The following is a 19,448-nucleotide window of genomic DNA, read 5'->3' as shown; positions in this document are numbered from 1 at the left end:
ATGCCGAAAAATCACGCCGCTATCAGTACATGCAGTTACTGGCCCTGAGCTAGCGGTTTCAGTACGCGGAACCCATGCGTCCCGTCGCGATCCAGCTGTGCCACCAGGCCATATTCCCAGTCGAGATACGCCTGCATCACCGCGGGTGCGATATCGGTGCCCTCATACGGGCGGCGATAACGATCTATCGATGGTGACAGCAATTGTTGTGCTCCCTGCTCAGTCGGCAGACCCGCGGCACGCCAGGCGGCGTTGCCTCCCGCCAGGACATAGACCGGCTTCCCGGTCAGTTCGGCGACCTGTTCCACAGCATAACCCGCCAGCAAGCTGCTGCCGCAGGTCAGCACATAACGCCGCGCCTCGGGAAGCAACGCTTTTCCCTGTTGTTGCAGAGTTGAGCGCAGCAGCCAGGCGGCACCGGGGATATGGCTATTGAGATGATTGGCGCGCGTAGTGAAATCCAGCACCTGAGTTTGCCCCTCATCCAGCCAGCTGGCGAGTTGCTCTGGTGAGACAAACTCGGGATGGGCGACGGGGGGGACCTGTGCCTGCCATGGCCCGCTAGCGCTAAAGTCACTGGGTTGTAATCCATCCAGCACTGATACCTGCCAGCCAAGCTGCGCCAGCCAGGATGCCGTCATATTGGCGCGTACGTTGTCATCATCGATCAGCACAATCCTCGCACCACGAACGCTGGCGTAATGATCGGTCTCCTGCACCAGTTGCCCGCCGGGTACATGGCGACTGCCAGGCAGATGGCCTGCTGCATACTCCTGTGCATCACGCACATCGAATAGATAGCTGGTGCGGTTTTCCTGCTGAAGATCGGCCAGGGCAGAGAGGTGAATACGCGCCACGCCTGCCTGGTCAGCCAACTGACGCGCCTTAGCTGCTGCCTGTCGTTGGGCGGTTTCGCTGGTGGTTTCGTAACGGCGCGTCTGTCCTGTTTCGAGCGGATGCCCGGCCAGCGTCCAGCCGATAGTGCCGTTGCGCAGCGCATAAACCGGGTTGCGGATACCGGCATTCACCAGCGATTGCGTGCCGATAATGCTGCGGGTACGGCCCGCACAGTTCACGATCACCGTAGTATTCGGTGAAGGGGCCAGGTCGCGCACCCGCAGCACCAGTTCACCACCCGGCACGCTGGTCGCACCGGGAATACTCATGGTCTGGAATTCATCAAAACGACGCGCATCCAGTACCACCACATCGTTGCCGCTTGCCAGCAACGCATGTACCTCATCAGCCGCCAGCGATGGCGTCTGATTATGATGTTCCACCAGTTCACCAAAGGCCTTGCTGGGGGAATTAACATCAATAAACAGCTCGCCACCCGCATCCTGCCAGCCCTGCAAATCGCCAGCCAGCAGCGCGACGTTGTGATAACCCAGCGCGGATATACGTTCCGCCGCCGTTTGTGCCAGACCTTCGCCATTATCGTACAAGGTGATGACCGTCTCGCGCCGGGGAATACGATCCAGCCACTCCAGCTCCAGTTTGGATAAGGGAATGTTCACGGCAAACAACGGATGACCAGTGGCATACAGCGCTTCGTCGCGTACATCCACCAGTGCCACTTCCTGCTGCTGACGCAGCGCTGCCACAATGTCGGCCACCTGGCGCAACGGGAAAATCGGTTTAGTCATTTGAAAGATCCCAGATGTTGGGTAAATAACGGTTGCTATAACCGGAGATAAACACCTTTTCGCTGCCGTCCTCGCGATACACCGCACGCTTAACCGCGCCAATATTCGCGCCATAAACGTGGATACTGATGGAGACGCGGTCGTCAAAGGCATTGCTGACGCGATGAATATCACCCACGGTGGGTGACACCGCCTCAACGCTGCCTGGCTCCAGCCGTACTGGCGGGCCTTCCGGTTGCAATCCCTGCGGTCCCGCTTGCCAGGACTGCGAAATTTCCGCCCCGCGTAACATGCCAATCAAACCCCAGACGCGATGGTCGTGAATTGGTGTTTGCTGGCCCGGCCCCCAGACAAAACTCACTACCGAGAAGCGTTGCTGTGCATCGGCGTAGAGTAAATATTGTTGATAATGCTGCGCATGTGGCTGGCTAAAGGCATCATCCAGCCAGTCATCATGACGAATTAACTCGCTCAGCCAGTTACTGCCACGTTGCAAAATGGTTTGTTCATCGGGCTGGCTATCGAGCAGTTGCGCCAGATTACCGACAAAGGTTCGTAAACGATGATGCTGAAGCTCACTCACGATTTATCCCCCTGGGCACTTTTCGCCACCTGGTTGGCTCCCGCCGCCAGACTGAAATCAAAGGCTTTGCTGACATCGACCTGTTTTGGCAGCACCTGGTAGCGGTGGAAGAAATCCGCTGATTTTTGCAGGGTGCCAATCAGGCTGGCGTCAAACACCAAAGGACGGATACGGGCATCCGCAATCCAGCTGGCAGTGATGTTCGTTGGCATGTTGAGGGTTTTACCCAGCACACGGGCGAACTCTTCGGGATGATGCTGCGCCCAGACCTGGGCTTTAGCTAAACGCACCAGCAAATCGGCAATGGCTTTGCGTTTTTCCGGATTGCTCAGCGCTTCATCGCGCGCCAGTGCGTAAGAGTAACCAGACATAATCCCCTTGCCGCCTCCCTGCGGTACACGTACCGTGCCATCCACGGCAGTGGAGGTGGCAATGTACGGTTCCCACGGAGCCCAGGCGGCAACCGCGCCGGAAGTTAACGCGGCACGGCCATCAACCGGGCCGAGAAAACGCAGCGTGACGTCATCAGGTTTCAGGCCCGCACGTTCCAGCAGACCAAGGATCAGGTAATGGCCCCATCCACCGCGATTCACCGCAATTTGTTTGCCTTTCAGATCCTGCAGGCTGTGCACCCCGGCATTGGGACGGGTGAGCAGGGCAATGCTATCGGGATTGTTTTGCCACGCCCCCACGGCTTTAACCGGCGCACCTGCGGCATAGACAAACAGGAACGGCAGATCGCCAGTGAAACCGACATCCAGCGCGCCTGCGTTCAGGGCCTCCTGCACCGGCGCACCCGAATCAAACGCCGTCAGTTTAAGATCGTATGGCAGGTTGTTGAGTTCACCCGAGGCTTTCAGCGCGGCAAAGCGATCACCTTTGACATCGCCCAGCCGCAGGGTGACTTTTTCCGCCGCAAACAGCGGATTAAGGGATAACGCCAGAGTCAGACCAACAAATAAAGCAGCCAGGCGCATCAGGCACTCCTTTTTTGTTTGCTATCGAGGGCAGCCACTTTTTCCCGCGTCAGCGGCAGCAGCTCGCGGCCATATTCCACCACGTCATTGAGCGGATCGAAGCCGCGAATCAACACGCTGTGAATGCCGAGGCGATAGTAATCGAGTAGCGCATCCGACACCTGTTCTGGGGTTCCCACCAACGCTGTCGAGTTGTAGCCCCCCTTCACCAGTTTGGCGACGCCGGTCCACAGCACTTTATCCAGTCGATCGCCTTGGTTAGCGGCAGCCAGCAGGCGTTGCGCACCGACGCTCTGAGGTTTTGGCAGACCGAAGGTATAACCGGTTTCCTCCAGCTGCTTTTCGGCGGTGGCGCGGATATACTCGGCGCGCTCCCAGGCTTCTTTTTCGGTTTTGCCGAGAATCGGACGGAAGGAAATATTAAAATCGATGTTCCTTCCCTGTTGCGCCGCAGCGGCACGCACGTTGCGAACCGTTTCTTCCGCCCCGTTAAGCGGCTCGCCCCACAACGCAAACACATCCGCATGACGCGCGGCAACGTCAATGGCTTCCGCTGACGAACCACCAAAGTAGATCGGCAGCTTTTTCTGCAACGGTTTGATAGCGGAAAAGGCCTGTTCGGCCTGATACCAGGTTCCCTGGTGGTCATAGGGCTGCGTCGATTCCAGACTCTGCTTCAGCACCGTCAAAAACTCATCGGTTCGTGCATAGCGTTCGGTTTTATTGCGGAAATCGCCGTCGCGACGTTGTTCGCTATCGCTGCCACCACTGATGATATGCACCGCCAGGCGGCCATCGGTAAGATGATCGAGCGAAGCCAGTTTACGTGCGGCCAGCGTGGGTGCGACAAAGCCTGGTCGATGCGCCAGAAGGAATTTCAGTTTGCTGGTATGGGCTGCCGCGTGGGCGGTCACCAGGAACCCATCGGGTTGATCGGACCAGTAACCGACCAGAATACGGTCAAACCCGGCGTCTTCATGGGCGCGGGCAAAACGGGCGATGTAATCTTTATCAAATAACGAGCCGCTGGCCGGGATAATCTCGGAGGCGAGACGGTGGCCAATCATGCCAAGGAATTGAATGCTCATGCTGTTCTCCTGATGTGACGTCAGGGAGAAAAGCTACGGGCGCAGGCGGTGGCAACGGAAATTCAATATTGTGCAAAGGTTTTGCGTGAAGTGGTGAAGCAGGAGCGGGCGCGGCGAGAGGCGTGAAAAAATGAGATATAACGGATAGGTATAATTAAGAAGGGAAGGGCGAGCCGCAGCTCGCCCCGTGCATCAGAATGCCAGCACCAGACCGGCAATCGCGGCAGAAAGCACGCTCACCAGGGTAGAGCCGTACAGCAGTTTCAGGCCAAAGCGGGAAACCACATTGCCTTGTTCTTCATTCAGGCCTTTAATCGCACCCGCAACAATGCCGATAGAAGAGAAGTTGGCGAAGGAAACGAGGAACACTGACAGGATGCCTTCCGCATGCGGAGAGAGCTGACCGGCAATTTTCTGCAGATCCATCATCGCAACGAATTCGTTAGAAACCAGTTTGGTTGCCATGATGCTGCCAACCTGCAACGCTTCGTTAGATGGTACACCCATCACCCAGGCAAACGGGTAGAAGACATAACCCAGCACGCCCTGGAAGCTGATGCCGAAGATCACATCAAACAACGCATTCAGGCCGGAAATCAGGGCGATAAAGCCGATCAGCATTGCTGCGACGATGATGGCAACGCGGAAACCAGCCAGGATGTATTCACCCAGCATTTCGAAGAAGCTCTGGCCTTTATGCAGGTCCTGCAATTGCAGATCTTCTTCACTATCAACGCGGTACGGGTTGATCAGCGACAGCACGATAAAGGTACTGAACATATTCAGCACCAGCGCGGCGACCACATATTTCGGTTGCAGCATGGTCATGTAAGCACCAACGATTGACATCGACACCGTTGACATCGCGGTGGCGGCCATGGTGTACATGCGGCGCTGTGACATTTTGCCGAGGATATCCTTATAAGCGATAAAGTTTTCTGACTGTCCCAGAATCAGAGAGCTGACGGCGTTAAAGGATTCCAGCTTGCCCATGCCATTGATTTTTGACAGCACGGTACCGATGCCACGAATCACCCATGGCAGGATGCGGAAGTGTTGCAAAATACCGATCAGGGCGGAGATAAAGACGATCGGGCACAGAACATTAAGGAAGAAGAAGGCGAGGCCTTTTTCATTCATATTGCCGAACACGAAGTTGGTGCCTTCTGCCGCGTACTTCAGCAGATGGTCAAACAGACCGGCAAACCCTTTTACGAAGCCGAGGCCCGCTTCAGAGTTAAGGAAGAACCAGGCAAGCAGAACTTCAATCACCAGAAGCTGAACGATATAGCGAATACGGATGCTTTTACGATCGTGACTGACCAGCAAGGCCAGCACGGCTACCACCACCAATGCTAAAAGAAAGTGCAAAATATGGGACATGTCGGCTCCAAATTTGAGGAGGGTTGTATTTTGCTGCGTATTCTATGTAACGCGTTACTTAAAAACGAGATCTAAACCACATTATAAGTATTCGGTATCGACATATTTCTCGGATAAGTCTCAGCCATCACAAGTTCTTCACACCTCCTTTACAAGAAAAATAACCACAAAGGGATTGTCTATAAAATAAGCCGAGGGTAGATTGAATCCTGTTGTGTAAATTTTGGCAAAACCTGGCTTTACCGCAAGGTATAGCAAAGGCTATACTTTATAGCACTATCTATTAAAGCGATAACTATAACCATATTTCACTTGCCTTGAATGCCCCGTAACCTGTGCGGGTAAACAAGCGTTAAGACAGGGTCAAAAACTATGTCAGAAAGCCGCACCGCAGAGCGCGCCGCTCGCGGAGCCAGAAAGGTTAAACTCGCGTTGCTGGGACCGGCCTTCATCGCGGCCATCGGTTATATCGATCCTGGTAACTTTGCTACCAATATCCAGGCGGGGGCTGCCTACGGCTACAAATTGCTGTGGGTGGTGGTCTGGGCAAACATTATGGCTGCGCTGATCCAACTCATGTCGGCCAAGCTGGGTATCGCCACCGGCAAAAATCTCGCGGAACACATCCGTGATCGCTTTCCGCGTCCGGCAGTGTGGTTTTACTGGGTTCAGGCCGAAATCATCGCCATGGCCACCGATTTAGCGGAATTTATTGGGGCGGCACTCGGCTTTAAGTTGTTACTGGGTATCTCCCTATTGCAGGGGGCGGTGCTGACAGGCATTGCCACTTACCTGATTCTGATGCTGCAAAATCGCGGGCAAAAGCCACTGGAACTGGTGATTGGCGGCCTGCTGATGTTTGTCGCGGCGGCTTATATTGTTGAGTTGTTCTTCTCACAGCCGAAGGTCAGTGAACTCATCACCGGCATGGCGCTGCCATCGTTGCCGACTTCTGATGCGGTGTTCCTCGCGGCCGGTGTGCTGGGGGCAACCATCATGCCGCATGTGATTTATCTGCATTCGGCGTTGACCCAATATGGTAATCAGGGCACCAAAGGGCAGCGTTACTCCTCCACCAAACTGGATGTGGCTATCGCCATGACCATTGCCGGATTTGTTAACCTGGCGATGATGGCAACCGCTGCGGCAGCCTTTCACTTTAGTGGCCATAGCGGGATTGCCGATCTTGATCAGGCCTATCTGACGCTGCAACCGCTGTTAAGCCACGCGGCGGCGACGGTATTTGGTCTGAGTCTGGTGGCAGCCGGTCTTTCTTCCACCGTGGTCGGTACGCTGGCCGGGCAGGTGGTGATGCAGGGGTTTATCCGTTTTCATATCCCGCTGTGGCTGCGTCGCACCATTACCATGTTGCCTTCCTTTATTGTTATCTGGGCAGGCTGGGATCCGACACGGATTCTGATACTCAGCCAGGTGTTACTGAGTTTTGGTATCGCACTGGCGCTGGTACCGCTGCTGTTTTTCACCGGCAATCGTGAGCTGATGGGTGAGGAAATGGTCAACTCACGAGTGATGCAAACCATTGGCTGGGTGATCGTGGTGCTGGTGGTGACGCTGAATATCTATCTGCTGGTCGGGCAGGCGCTGGGGTTATAAAAAAGGTGCGCATCAAGCGCACCCTTTATGAATCACCAACGGTCGTGATCATGGCCACGACCGCGATCATGATGGTCATGACGATGTTCATAACGCCAGCGTTCATGGCGACGACGTTCACGTTCACGCTCCCACGCCTGATGACGACGCCACTCTTCATGACGCCACCAGCGATGGTCCTGGTAGCGATAACGATCGTTCCACCAGCGCGGTTCGCGCCAGCGACCACCGTCCCAGTAATAACCACGATTATCGCGATCGCCTAATTGCAGGGTGATGCCGGGTGCCAGGTTAATGGTGGCGCCACTGGCATGGGCTGTGTGTAGGGCCAGGGGTGACAGCGTTGCCAGCAAAGCGGCAAACAAAATTCCACGTTTCATAATTCTCCTTTGCGGCAGCTTATCGGTTGCTGCCGTTGCGCTAGTTTGCCATATCGGACCAGTAAAGCTTTAAGAAGCAGTCCGAAAGCGCTGAGGAAAATCTGAAATAAGAGTTTTCTGCTACGGAAGGCGCCCGGCGTTGGCCGGGCGGGAAAGCGGTTACATCAAAATTGCCGTGATAGCCTGAAGTTCTTCCTGGCTCAGCTCCGGCTGGCTCAGCATGTCAACGGCGTCATCAATTTGCGCGGTTTTGCTGGCACCAATTAATACCGAAGTGATACGCGCGTCACGCAGCACCCAGCTCAGCGCCATCTGCGCCAGCTTCTGCCCACGTTGCTGGGCGATGGCGTGCAAGGCGTGAACTTTCACCATTTTTTCCTGCGTCAGCTGATCTTCACGCAGGAACTTGCTGCCGCTGGCAACACGCGAATCTTCGGGAATGCCCTGCAAATAGCGGTCAGTCAGCACGCCGCCAGCCAGCGGTGAGAACGCGATACAACCCACACCATTCTCACCCAGCACATCCAGCAAGCCCTGTTCCGGCGCGCGTTCAAACATCGAATAACGTGGCTGATGAATCAGGCAGGGAGTGCCCAGGTCACGCAGGATGGCAATCGCTTCGGCGGCTTTCTCTGCCGGATAGTTTGATATCGCGGCATACAGCGCTTTGCCCTGACGTACCACCTGATCCAGCGCGCGCATGGTTTCCTCCAGCGGCGTTTCGGGGTCCGGACGGTGATGATAAAAGATATCGACGTACTCCAGCCCCATCCGTTTCAGGCTTTGATCGAGACTGGAAATCAGATATTTGCGTGAACCCCAGTCGCCGTAAGGGCCGTCCCACATGGTGTAACCGGCTTTGGTGGAAATCACCAGTTCATCGCGATAGCCACGAAAATCTTCCCGCAGAATACGGCCAAAATTCTCTTCTGCGGAACCCGGCGGTGGCCCGTAGTTATTCGCAAGGTCGAAATGCGTGATGCCACGGTCGAAGGCATGACGCAGCAGCGTGCGGCTGTTATCAACCCTGGTACTATCACCAAAGTTGTGCCACAGGCCGAGAGAAATGGCGGGCAATTTCAGGCCGCTACGTCCACTGCGGCGGTATTGCATTTGTTGATAGCGTTCGGGATGGGGAAAAGCAGTCATGCAGCGTTCCTGTCGCAAAGGGAAGGAGAAAGTGTCATTAGCATAGCAGTGTATGCGTTTACACTAATGGCAAACGCGCGGGGGATCGCAACTTACAGATTTTTCCCTTTTCGTAACGATCGCTTGCCAGATCTTTCTGAGTAACTTCGGTTAAAATCCAACCAATTCAGCCTCATCGGTAATACTCCTGATATAACCCACAAAGGAGTAGCTGCGCATGAAAACGTTTAAAGTTGGCGAATACTTGTTGTTGCGTTTACAGCAGGCGGGCATCCGGCACTTATTCGGGGTGCCGGGCGATTACAATTTACAGTTCCTGGATAGCGTGATTGACCATCCGGAGGTGACCTGGGTGGGCTGTGCCAATGAGCTGAATGCGGCTTATGCTGCGGATGGCTATGGCCGCTGCAACGGTGCGGCCGCGTTGCTGACCACTTTTGGCGTCGGTGAGCTGAGCGCGATTAACGGTATCGCCGGGAGTTACGCGGAATATGTTCCGGTTATCCATATCGTTGGCGCGCCAGCCAGCGAGGCACAACGACAGGGTGATTGCGTCCATCATTCGCTCGGCGATGGGGATTTCCGCCACTTCAGCCGGATGGCGGAGGAAGTCAGTGCGGCGAGTGCGGTGCTGACGGCGGAGAATGCGGTTCAGGAAATCGACCGTGTGATCAGTGAGGCGCTTCATCAACACCGGCCTGGTTACCTGTTGATGGCGGTGGATGTGGAGCAGGCCGAGGTGCAATTGCCGCAGCTGTCATCCCCGGTCAGCACGTCGGCTTCGGCGGCAGAGGCGTTTGCAGGGGCTGCGGAACGATTACTGGCTTCCGCACAGCGCGTGGCGCTGCTGGCCGATTTCCTGGCATCACGCTGGCAATTGCAGGCTCAGCTGGCGGCGCTACGCCAGATACGCGCCATTCCCGCCGCCACCTTATTAATGGGCAAAGGGGTGCTGGATGAACAGCAGCCTGGTTTTGTCGGCACCTATGCCGCTGAGGGCAGCACGCCGCAGGTGCAATCGGCGATTGAGGATACGGATGTCACGATCTGTGTCGGGGTGCGCTTTACCGACACCTTAACCGCCGGTTTTACTCAGCATCTGCCTGCTGCCAGGCTGATCGATCTGCAACCTTTCCATGCGGTGGTGGCGGGGGAAACCTTTGCTCCGCTGACCATGGCACAAGCGCTCAGCGTGCTGGAACCCATCTTCCAGCGATATGGCGCGCAGTGGGCGCTGGGACATACTCCGGCCAGCACAAGCCAACCGGTTAATGACGCGCTCATCACGCAACATGCTTTCTGGCAGGCGATGCAGCAGTTTTTGCAGCCCGGTGATATTATCCTGGCCGATCAAGGCACTGCCGCCTTTGGTGCCGTGGCGCTGCGGCTACCGCAGGATGCACAGTTGCTGGTACAGCCCCTGTGGGGATCGATTGGCTATACTTTACCGGCGGCCTTTGGCGCGCAAACCGCGCAACCGGATCGCCGCGTGATTTTAATTATCGGCGATGGATCGGCGCAGTTAACCATTCAGGAACTGGGATCGATGCAGCGTGACGGTCAGCAACCGATTATTTTTCTTCTGAATAATGAGGGCTATACCGTCGAGCGGGCGATACACGGTGCGCATCAGCGTTATAACGATATCGCCCAGTGGAACTGGACCGCGTTGCCGCAGGCACTCAGTCTGGAGGGTGCCGCGCAGAGCTGGCGCGTGAGCGAAACGGTGCAGCTGGAAGGCGTGATGGCGTTACTGGCGCGCAACGAGCATTTGTCGCTGGTGGAAGTGGTGCTGGATAAAGACGACCTCCCGCCGTTGCTACGCAAGGTGACTGCCTCGCTCCATCAGCGCAATGGCGGCTGAGTTTCGGACAGTTGCCTCTGTGCAGTTAGCCAGGTGCGTGCCAGTATGTGGCCGCACCTGAGTGAATACGCCCATCCGACGCACTGATGGGCGTTGTTGTTTTATTGGCAGGCTTTTATAGTGTCCTGCAATTATTTATGACCCAAGCGGAGCAGCAGAAGAATGACAAAATACGCCCTGGTCGGCGATGTGGGCGGCACCAATGCCCGTCTCGCCCTGTGTGAGGTGGAGACCGGTGCCATCTCCCAGGCCAAAACATTCTCAACATCAGACTATGACAACCTTGAAGCGGTCATCCGTCACTATCTGGATGAGCAAAAACAGGATATCAAAGATGGTTGCATCGCCATCGCCTGCCCGATTACCGGCGACTGGGTCGAAATGACCAACCATGACTGGGCTTTCTCCACCAAGCAGATGAAAGAAAGCCTCGGTTTTGCTCACCTGGAAATCATCAATGATTTCACCGCGATCTCGATGGCGGTGCCGATGCTGGCAGAAAACGATGTGATTCAGTTCGGCGGCAAAGCGCCGGTGCAGGACAAACCGATCGCCATCTACGGTGCAGGCACCGGGCTGGGCGTTAGCCATCTGGTGCACGTAGATAAGCGCTGGGTGAGCCTGCCGGGTGAGGGCGGTCACGTTGATTTCGCGCCTAACAGCGAAGAAGAAGCCGAGATTCTGGAAGTGCTGCGTGCGGAGCTGGGCCATGTCTCGGCGGAGCGCGTGCTGTCTGGTTCCGGGTTGGTCAACCTGTACCGCGCCATCGTTAAATCGGATCAGCGTGAACCCGAAAACCTGAAGCCGAAAGATGTTACCGAACGCGCACTGAAAGACAGCTGCATTGATTGCCGTCGTGCCCTGTCGCTGTTCTGCGTCATTATGGGACGTTTCGGCGGCAACCTGGCGCTCAACCTGGGCACTTTTGGCGGTGTTTATATTGCTGGTGGCATCGTGCCGCGTTTCCTCGACTTCTTTAAAGCCTCGGGTTTCCGTGCGGCGTTTGAAGATAAAGGCCGTTTCCGCGATTACCTGGTGGATATTCCAGTCTATATGATCACCCACGATCAACCGGGTCTGCTCGGTGCCGGTGCTCACCTGCGCCAGACATTGGGTCGCGTGCTGTAATCCCTCTCAGGCGAACGGTCTTTGTACGCCGTTCGCCTTACAAACGCATCAATTGCCGGAAGGCTTTCACTTTGCTGCGACTCACCGGGACCTGCGCGTCCAAATCACGTAATTTCACCAGATAGGTATTGTTGAACCAGGGTTCGATTTCGCGAATTTTACTCAGGTTGACGCAGTACGAACGGTGGCAACGAAAGAAGGCCGATTCGGGCAGACGGCTGCAAAACTCACTGATGGTCATCGACATCACATAGGCTTCACGCCGGGTATACACGAACGTCAGCTTCTCGTGCGCTTCGACATAATAAATATCGTTGATGTCGGTCACGATGATGCGCTCATCTTTCACCAGATTCACGGTCTGCGGCACCGTGGATTGCGGATTGCTGGCGGGTGATTGCTGCTGTTGCCAGCTGGCTTCCAGTTTGTTGAGCATGGTGATAATGCGCGACTCATGATACGGCTTCAGGATGTAGTCAAAGGCTTCCAGCTCAAAGGCTTCCACCGCATGTTCTTTCCACGCGGTGATAAACACGATCAACGGCTTGTGCGCGAACTGATTAATATTTTGTGCCAGCAGCATGCCATCCAGGGACGGGATATTGATGTCGAGGAAAATCACATCGACACGGTGGTTTTGCAGATATTTCAGCACTTCCAGCCCGTCATCAAAACAGGCTTCGATACTGATCTGGCTATGATGCTGAATCATCCAGCTCAGTTCCTGCTGTGCCAGGAACTCATCTTCGACAATGATGGCTTTCACGCTGAGGTTTCCTGGCTGACAAGCGGTGTGGGCAACCGGTGGCCATTTTTGCTAAGGGTAAAGGAAATTTCGGTGCCGGGCTGATGACGCACAATGGTTAATCCCTGGCCGGAAAGCAGTTTCACCCGATGATGTACATTAAGCAGGCCGATTTTATTCCCTGGCATTTCGTCTCGCGCCACGCGCGCCATCACGTCATCGCTAATACCGGCACCGGTATCGCGCACCGACACCCGCACCTGGTCGCCCAGATCTTTCACGCTGAGCGTGACCACGCCTTTACCCCGGCAGGGCTGGATGCCATGCACAATGGCATTCTCCACCAGTGGCTGGATCAGCAGGCTGGGCAGGGTGAAATGCAGGTCTTCATCAACATCGTAAATCATCGACAGTTTGTCACCGAAGCGCGCTTGCTCAATCGCAATATAATCCTTCACCTGCCACAGCTCTTTCTTGATATCGATAGGTTCGTCGTCATTCAGTTCCAGGTTGTAGCGCAGATAACGTGACAAATTGATCACCAGCTGGCGGGCGGTATCGGGATTGAGGCGAATCGAGGCGGAGATCGCGTTCAGCGCGTTAAACAGGAAATGCGGGTTGATCTTGCTTTGTAACGCACGCAGCTCCGCTTTGTTTGCCATCTCACGCAACTGCTCGGCGCGCGACACTTCCAACTGGGTGGAGATGATTTGCGACAGCCCAACCGCCATCTCTTTCAGCGAACCGGTGATGCGATGCGCACGGCGATAATAGATTTTTAGCGTCCCGGTAACTTCCCCTTTTTCCCAAAGGGGAATAACCAGCATCGAGTGGATATCTTTGGTACGGTGCGCCTCGTCATTATTTTTAATGATAATTTTTCGGCTGGTGATCGCCTGGGCGGTGGTGGGGCTGAGGCCATCATCACCATCGTGGTAGTTCTCTTCGCCGTAGCCGACGTAGGCAAGAATCTGTTTGGTATTGGTGATCGCCACCGCATCCGCATGAATTTCGCTGCGAATGATGTCGCAAATCTGGTGCAATGAATCGCTGTTGACCTGGCGAAACAGTGGCAGCGTTTTGTTCGCAATCTCCAGCGCCAGCTTGGCCTGGCGCGCCGCAATCGCTTCTTTTTCCCCTTCAACGCTCTGCACCAGCAACACAATTAACCCGATGCTGGATGCGCCCAGGATCATCGGCAACGCAATCTCGGAGACGATATCGAGGCCGAGCGACATCGGTCTGGCCCACAGCACAATCAGTAGCATGGTCAGGGTTTCACATAACATGCCGCCGAGAATACCGGCGCGCCAGCGCTGCTCCTTGCTGACCCGGCGATTAATCACGCCTGAAGCGATACCGGCAATGATGCTGGTGATCAGGCAGGGAATCGAGGTAATGCCATGAATATCAATCAGAAAACGGTGTAGTCCGGCAATGACGCCTGTGGCGATACCGACCCAGGGGCCAAACAAAATGCCACCGGACATCACTGCAATCACGCGTACGTTAAGCAGTGAACCATCGACATCAATACCTGACCAGGTGCTGAACAGCGCAAACAGCGAGAAGATCGCCGTTACTACCACTTTTTCCTGGCGCGAGTGCTCATCCTTCTGCAACAACTGGCGAAACACCCGGGTGCGGGTGAGGAAAAACAGGCAAATCAGCATCAGTGCGGCGCGGTCAAAAACCGCCAGCAGCATGTCAAAGTGAGAGGGCACAGGCATCTCGTCGCTAACGAAAAAGGGTTAGGGCTATGATAAAAAATGTGATCGAGATCTGCCAGCGCCCTGGCAGGCTGTGGGCACTTCTTATGGCCAGGATCAATTTTTACTTACCAAAATCCAAAAAGGGGAAAAGTTGAGTGGTAAAAAGAGGATTATCTTTTCCCGCTAGTGGCGACTTCCTGTCACTGGTCCGATTTGCTATGTTGGCCTAAGCCTTTTTCGGAGTGCAGCCATGCAATTAGTTACTGCCCGTTTGACCCTCAGCCGGTTACAACCGGAAGACTGGCAAATTTTTAAAGCGGTCCACGAAGATACAGCCACCATGACCTGGGTGAGTGAAATCCCTGATGAAGAGGATATCCGCCAGCGTTTTACCGAACGCCTTGCGCCCTGGCTGGTCACCAGTTTTCATATGCTGTGTCTGGTGGCCCGTCTGCGTGACAGCGGAGAGGCCATCGGCCTGTTTGGTTGTAACCCCGAATGGGAGCCAAATCGGCAGGCTGAAGTGGGTTACATGATGCTGCATCGCTTCACCGGACAGGGTTATGGCAGTGAGGCGTTGAGCGCGCTGTGCACGTTTTTGTTCCAGGCGGAATTTCATAAACTCAAAGCGCTGGTGGTGGAGGGGAATTGGCCGTCACGACGCATTCTGGAGAAGAATGATTTCGCCCTGGAGGGGATTTTGCGGGATAATTATCTGCTAAATGGCCAATGGGTAAACGATTGGGTGCTTGGCCGCCTGAATCCGCAAAAATAAAAAAATTATCTTCGGCGCTCGACAATGCGGTTATCGCCGCGTTATGTTCTTGGTTCGGTCACAGCAGTGACCCACGTCGCTCGGACGGTCCGGGCGCTAACGTACTCCAGAGGACATCATGGCTGATAACAGCACACCCCGTCGTTTTTCCCGTATTGAACGCCTTCCCCCTTACGTTTTTAACATCACCGCTGAATTGAAGATGGCTGCGCGTCGGCGCGGCGAAGACATCATCGATTTTTCGATGGGGAACCCGGATGGCCCTACGCCACCGCATATCGTGGAAAAATTGTGCCAGGTGGCACAGCGCGACGACACCCATGGTTACTCCACCTCGAAAGGTATTCCGCGTCTGCGTCGCGCTATTTCGCGCTGGTATGCGGACCGTTATCAGGTGGATATCGATCCGGAGTCCGAAGCCATTGTCACCATCGGTTCGAAAGAGGGGCTGGCGCATCTGATGCTGGCAACACTCGACCACGGCGACACCGTGCTGGTACCGAATCCCAGTTATCCCATTCATATCTACGGCGCGGTGATTGCCGGTGCACAGGTCCGTTCTGTGCCGCTGGTGGCGGGCGTCGATTTCTTTAACGAGCTGGAACGCGCGATCCGCGAAAGCTACCCGAAACCGAAGATGATGATCCTCGGCTTCCCGTCGAATCCGACCGCGCAGTGCGTCGAGCTGGATTTCTTCGAGCGGGTGATTGCGCTGGCGAAACAGTACAACGTGCTGGTTATCCACGACCTGGCCTATGCCGACATTGTTTACGATGGCTGGAAAGCGCCGTCCATCATGCAGGTGCCGGGTGCACGCGATGTGGCGGTGGAGTTTTTCACCCTGTCAAAAAGCTACAACATGGCGGGCTGGCGTATCGGCTTTATGGTCGGCAACAAAGAGCTGGTCGCCGCGCTGGCGCGTATCAAGAGTTACCACGATTACGGCACCTTTACGCCGTTGCAGGTGGCGGCGATTGCTGCGCTGGAAGGCGATCAGCAATGCGTTCGCGATATCGCTGAACAATACAAACGTCGGCGTGATGTGCTGGTGAAAGGGCTGCATGAAGCGGGCTGGATGGTGGAGATGCCGAAAGCGTCAATGTATGTCTGGGCGAAAATCCCCGATCATTATGCCCATCTCGGTTCGCTGGAATTTGCCAAACTGCTGCTACAGGAAGCCAAAGTGTGCGTATCACCGGGTGTCGGCTTTGGCGATTACGGCGATACTCACGTACGTTTCGCGCTGATCGAAAACAGTGACCGTATTCGTCAGGCGGTGCGGGGCATTAAAGCGATGTTTCGTGCGGATGGTATTTTGCCGGGAACGCTGAAGGCAACAGAAGAAGAGTAGAATTTTTGAGTAAAGGGCGACAGTGTTGTCGCCCTTTCTGACTTTCTGGTGGCTCTATAGCATCAGCACGAAGGTGCCGACCCAGATTAACAGGAAAAAAGAGATTCCCATCAAAGCGTATTTCACACAACAACTCCTCTGAGCGGTTACGACGATGGCGATCCCAGGCCAGCGTAACGCGACAGAATAAGAGAAAGGTGAAGTTCATAACCGCCGCACGCTTTTCTCTCAGGTCGTCCAGAGCAAACTCAGAACAGGATCGAACGCTAATTTACGCGTAATCTTTCCGAAAAGAAAGTGATCGGATCTGAGATATTTATCACGCTTTTACTGCACCTCAATTTGCGGGATCGCCGACATACCTACCCGTAATTGCGCCAGATCGGATTGGTTCGGATCCAGCACGATTTTTACCGGCAGACGCTGAATCACCTTAGTATAGTTGCCTGTCGCGTTATCCGGCGAAATGGCAGAAAAGGTCGCGCCTGTGGCCGGGGCAATGCTGTCAACGTGACCAGAAAACGTTTTGCCTGGCAGGGCATCCACCCGCACTGTCACCTTCTGACCCTGGCGAACATCTGTCAACTGAGTTTCCAGAAAATTGGCGGTGATATAGGTTTGCTGCAAGGGTACCACCGCCAGCAAACGGGTACCCGCCGTAACATAGGCCCCGAGACGGACCGAACGCTGCCCGACCATACCATCAACCGGTGCGACAATCCGCGTGTAAGACAGGTTTAACTGCGCCTGATCGACACTGGCCTGCGCTGCGCTGACATCCGCTTCAGCCTGACGCAATGCCGCCTGCAACACGCCCACTTCCTTTACCGCTGCGGCGAGAGCCGCTTCGCTCTGGCGTACCGTGGCAGCGGCTGAACGCTGGGTTGACGTCGCTTTTTGCTGCTCATCGGCCGCAATGGTGCCGCTTTTATACAGGCTGTCGTAACGTGCGGCACTCTGCCCGGCATACTGCGCAGAAGCCTGGCTGGCTGCCAGCGTGGCTTTGGCCTGGTCGATGGTGGATTGCTGCTGATCAAGCTGTGCCTGGCTGCTCAGACGCTTGGCTTCGCTCACCTCCAGATTGGCTTTGGCGGTTTCCAGTGCGACGCGGTAATCACGATCGTCCAGCGTGGCCAGTAATTCCCCGGCTTTGACGCGCTGGTTATCCTGCACGTTGACGCTGGCGATATAACCGGAGACCTTCGGTGCCACCAGCGTGTAATCGGCATTGACGTAAGCATCATCGGTTTGATGATCGTTGCGGGTCATGGCCGACCAGACAAAAAAGGCCATCACCAGTAACAGCAGCAGTAAGGCGCTCAGCAGCACCGTTCTCTTCAAAGCAAAAGCACGCATATTATTTATCTCGACGTGTTTGTAACAGGTTGAATCAGGGTTTGTGGCGGCCAGACGCGTTTTGGCAGCCAGACGGTAAGCAGCAGCATCAGTGCGGCGAAACCGATCAGCATCAGATAGCTATCGCTCAGGCTCAGCACCATCGCCTGATGCTTGAGCAGGCTGGCGAAACCACTCAGGTTTTCACTGCTGCTGGCGCTGCCATCGGGGAGGAGTGGAAAACTGCTGCTGGCCTGGGCGCTGGTTGGTGCGGTCATCAGCCAGGAACGGCTGGCGGCATTGCCCACCAGGATATTGGAATGAAACTGTTCGCGATGGCTGATAAACCACTCCACCAGCGTACTGGCAGCGACACTGGAGAAGCCACGTACGGTGTTGAACATTGCCGAGGCAAACGGACCTTCCGGCGGTGCCACCACGCTGGTGGCGCTCATCAGCACCGGCAAAATCACCATCGGTTGACCAAACGCCTGCAAAATTTGTATCAACCAGAAATTCTGCCGTCCCCAGTCGGTGGTGATCTGCATGCCCAGCAGGCAGGAGATAACCAGCAGCGCCACGCCAGCCGTCAACATCCAGCGGCAGTCAATCCAGCGGATATTCAGCAAGGCAGCAATCAAGGGTGCGATCAGTAACTGCGGTAAACCCACCGTCAGCGCCAGCGGTGCGAATTGCAGGGTGCGGAAACCTTCAATCTGGCCAAAGTAAGCGGAGGGCAGGGCGGAACCGGACAGCGACAGAATCAGTACCCCCACCAGCGCCAGCAAACCGTGCGCCAGATTGCGGCGCTGGAGCATCTGCAACTTAAAGATGGGTAGCGGATGAAACCATTCATTAATAAAGAACACAATCAGCAATGCCGCTGCGCTGAATAATAGCGCGACGATTAACGGTGAACTGAGCCAGTCCAGCCGTTCGCCCTGGGTCAGTGCCAGTACCAGCATGGCAATGCCGCTGCAACCGGTGAGCATGCCAAACAGATCCATCTGCTGGAAACGCTCGAAGCGCAGGGGATCCTGCGGCAGGCCCCAGCCGATCAGCAGCATGGCGATCAGCATGGTGGGGACAATCTGCCAGAACACAAACATCCAGCTGACATCATCGGTCCAGAAGGCAGCAAGGGTGGCAGCGAGATTGGGGCCGAAGGTGGCGGTCAGCGCATAAGCGCCGAGGCCGTAAAGTTTGATCGGCGGAGGTAAAAAACGCAGCGCTACCGTCATCAGTAACGGGGGCAGCGCGCCGCCGAATAATCCCTGAATGACACGCAGGGTGATAAACAGCGTGGCATTGGGCAGCAGTGGTAACAGAAGGCCGGTAAGCATAAAGCCTGCTGACACCGTCAGCGCAAAACGACGTAACGAGAAAGTCACGGCAAACCAGGGGGCGATCATCATCGCGGCCACTTCGGCGGCCTGATAGGCGGAAATAATCCAGCTACCCTGATCGTAACTGATGCCGATGGCGGCACGAATATCTGCCAGCGCAATATCGGTGACACGATCGTTTAAACCGGAGGTGAGTGCGGCAATCAGTACCCCCACCAGACCGAGCGCAAGGCGCAGGGTAAAAGGATGAGGTGCCGGCGCCGCTGCAGGTTGGGCGTTCATAGCAGGAATCTCGTTATGTTGATGCAGTGTATTGCGATGTGATACAGCTCGCATATTACATCCCGGTATGTTGTATTGCAATGTGATACA

Annotated in this window: 17 protein-coding genes; 5 read left to right on the top strand and 12 right to left on the bottom strand. The window is 55.4% G+C overall.

Annotated features, from left to right (window positions below; all coding sequences use genetic code 11):
• Positions 1 to 35: 35 nt before the first annotated feature.
• The 5 genes from HA50_RS14010 to HA50_RS13990 form a co-directional block, all read right to left on the bottom strand.
• Positions 36 to 1,646 carry a rhodanese homology domain-containing protein gene (locus HA50_RS14010; RefSeq protein WP_084876208.1) on the bottom strand — a complete coding sequence of 537 codons (1,611 nt, stop codon included), beginning with the start codon at positions 1,644 to 1,646 and terminating at the stop codon, positions 36 to 38.
• The gene (locus tag HA50_RS14005; RefSeq protein ID WP_084876207.1) at positions 1,639 to 2,229 is read right to left on the bottom strand and encodes a cysteine dioxygenase family protein; all 591 of its coding nucleotides are present in this window, start codon (positions 2,227 to 2,229) and stop codon (positions 1,639 to 1,641) included. The genes HA50_RS14010 and HA50_RS14005 overlap by 8 nt, the downstream gene beginning before the upstream one ends.
• On the bottom strand, positions 2,226 to 3,206 hold the full coding sequence (locus HA50_RS14000; protein WP_084876206.1) for an ABC transporter substrate-binding protein: 981 nt from the start codon (positions 3,204 to 3,206) through the stop codon (positions 2,226 to 2,228). The genes HA50_RS14005 and HA50_RS14000 overlap by 4 nt, the downstream gene beginning before the upstream one ends.
• The gene (locus HA50_RS13995; RefSeq protein ID WP_084876205.1) at positions 3,206 to 4,294 is read right to left on the bottom strand and encodes an LLM class flavin-dependent oxidoreductase; all 1,089 of its coding nucleotides are present in this window, start codon (positions 4,292 to 4,294) and stop codon (positions 3,206 to 3,208) included. The genes HA50_RS14000 and HA50_RS13995 overlap by 1 nt, the downstream gene beginning before the upstream one ends.
• Before the next feature lie 192 nt (positions 4,295 to 4,486).
• Positions 4,487 to 5,677 carry a NupC/NupG family nucleoside CNT transporter gene (locus HA50_RS13990; protein ID WP_013509976.1) on the bottom strand — a complete coding sequence of 397 codons (1,191 nt, stop codon included), beginning with the start codon at positions 5,675 to 5,677 and terminating at the stop codon, positions 4,487 to 4,489.
• Positions 5,678 to 6,049: 372 nt separating this feature from the next.
• Here HA50_RS13990 and HA50_RS13985 point away from each other — a divergent pair, with 372 nt between their 5' ends.
• Complete coding sequence (locus HA50_RS13985; protein ID WP_084876204.1) at positions 6,050 to 7,291, top strand: Nramp family divalent metal transporter; 1,242 nt, start codon at positions 6,050 to 6,052, stop codon at positions 7,289 to 7,291.
• A 32-nt stretch (positions 7,292 to 7,323) separates the two neighbouring features.
• Here HA50_RS13985 and HA50_RS13980 read toward each other — a convergent pair whose 3' ends face one another.
• Positions 7,324 to 7,671 carry a DUF2502 domain-containing protein gene (locus HA50_RS13980; protein WP_084876203.1) on the bottom strand — a complete coding sequence of 116 codons (348 nt, stop codon included), beginning with the start codon at positions 7,669 to 7,671 and terminating at the stop codon, positions 7,324 to 7,326.
• Positions 7,672 to 7,830: 159 nt separating this feature from the next.
• The gene (gene mgrA, locus HA50_RS13975) at positions 7,831 to 8,820 is read right to left on the bottom strand and encodes an L-glyceraldehyde 3-phosphate reductase (protein ID WP_084876202.1); all 990 of its coding nucleotides are present in this window, start codon (positions 8,818 to 8,820) and stop codon (positions 7,831 to 7,833) included.
• 217 nt (positions 8,821 to 9,037) lie between these two features.
• On the opposite strand from mgrA, the gene HA50_RS13970 reads away from it, so the two are divergent.
• Both HA50_RS13970 and glk read left to right on the top strand, forming a co-directional pair.
• Positions 9,038 to 10,684, top strand: a complete 1,647-nt coding sequence (locus HA50_RS13970; RefSeq protein ID WP_084876201.1) for an alpha-keto acid decarboxylase family protein — start codon at positions 9,038 to 9,040, stop codon at positions 10,682 to 10,684.
• 162 nt (positions 10,685 to 10,846) lie between these two features.
• Positions 10,847 to 11,812, top strand: a complete 966-nt coding sequence (gene glk / locus HA50_RS13965; RefSeq protein ID WP_084876200.1) for a glucokinase — start codon at positions 10,847 to 10,849, stop codon at positions 11,810 to 11,812.
• A gap of 37 nt (positions 11,813 to 11,849) precedes the next feature.
• Here glk and HA50_RS13960 read toward each other — a convergent pair whose 3' ends face one another.
• Together HA50_RS13960 and HA50_RS13955 are read right to left on the bottom strand one after the other, a co-directional pair.
• Positions 11,850 to 12,578, bottom strand: a complete 729-nt coding sequence (locus tag HA50_RS13960; RefSeq protein WP_084876199.1) for a LytR/AlgR family response regulator transcription factor — start codon at positions 12,576 to 12,578, stop codon at positions 11,850 to 11,852.
• On the bottom strand, positions 12,575 to 14,263 hold the full coding sequence (locus tag HA50_RS13955; protein ID WP_084876198.1) for a sensor histidine kinase: 1,689 nt from the start codon (positions 14,261 to 14,263) through the stop codon (positions 12,575 to 12,577). Before HA50_RS13955 ends, HA50_RS13960 begins: the two co-directional genes overlap by 4 nt.
• Before the next feature lie 256 nt (positions 14,264 to 14,519).
• On the opposite strand from HA50_RS13955, the gene HA50_RS13950 reads away from it, so the two are divergent.
• Together HA50_RS13950 and alaC are read left to right on the top strand one after the other, a co-directional pair.
• Positions 14,520 to 15,044, top strand: coding sequence for a GNAT family N-acetyltransferase (locus HA50_RS13950; protein WP_084876197.1), 525 nt, complete (start codon positions 14,520 to 14,522; stop codon positions 15,042 to 15,044).
• A 118-nt stretch (positions 15,045 to 15,162) separates the two neighbouring features.
• A complete protein-coding gene (gene alaC / locus HA50_RS13945) occupies positions 15,163 to 16,395 on the top strand; it encodes an alanine transaminase (RefSeq protein ID WP_084876196.1) in 1,233 nt (410 codons plus the stop codon).
• 54 nt (positions 16,396 to 16,449) lie between these two features.
• Here the strand turns inward: alaC and ypdK are convergent, their stop codons facing one another.
• The 3 genes from ypdK to HA50_RS13935 all read right to left on the bottom strand — a co-directional run bounded on the left by ypdK (position 16,450) and on the right by HA50_RS13935 (position 19,358).
• Positions 16,450 to 16,521, bottom strand: coding sequence for a membrane protein YpdK (gene ypdK, locus HA50_RS31095; protein WP_128178783.1), 72 nt, complete (start codon positions 16,519 to 16,521; stop codon positions 16,450 to 16,452).
• Positions 16,522 to 16,722: 201 nt separating this feature from the next.
• Positions 16,723 to 17,751 carry an HlyD family secretion protein gene (locus HA50_RS13940; RefSeq protein ID WP_084876195.1) on the bottom strand — a complete coding sequence of 343 codons (1,029 nt, stop codon included), beginning with the start codon at positions 17,749 to 17,751 and terminating at the stop codon, positions 16,723 to 16,725.
• Between the two features lie 5 nt (positions 17,752 to 17,756).
• On the bottom strand, positions 17,757 to 19,358 hold the full coding sequence (locus HA50_RS13935; protein ID WP_084878540.1) for an MFS transporter: 1,602 nt from the start codon (positions 19,356 to 19,358) through the stop codon (positions 17,757 to 17,759).
• Between the last annotated feature and the right edge of the window lie 90 nt (positions 19,359 to 19,448).

Origin of the sequence: Pantoea cypripedii (assembly GCF_002095535.1) — a bacterium.
In the GTDB taxonomy this organism is placed as follows: Bacteria; Pseudomonadota; Gammaproteobacteria; order Enterobacterales; family Enterobacteriaceae; genus Pantoea; species Pantoea cypripedii.
The sequence above is the reverse complement of the archived record's forward strand: the minus strand, read 5'-3'. Positions and strand labels throughout refer to the sequence as shown.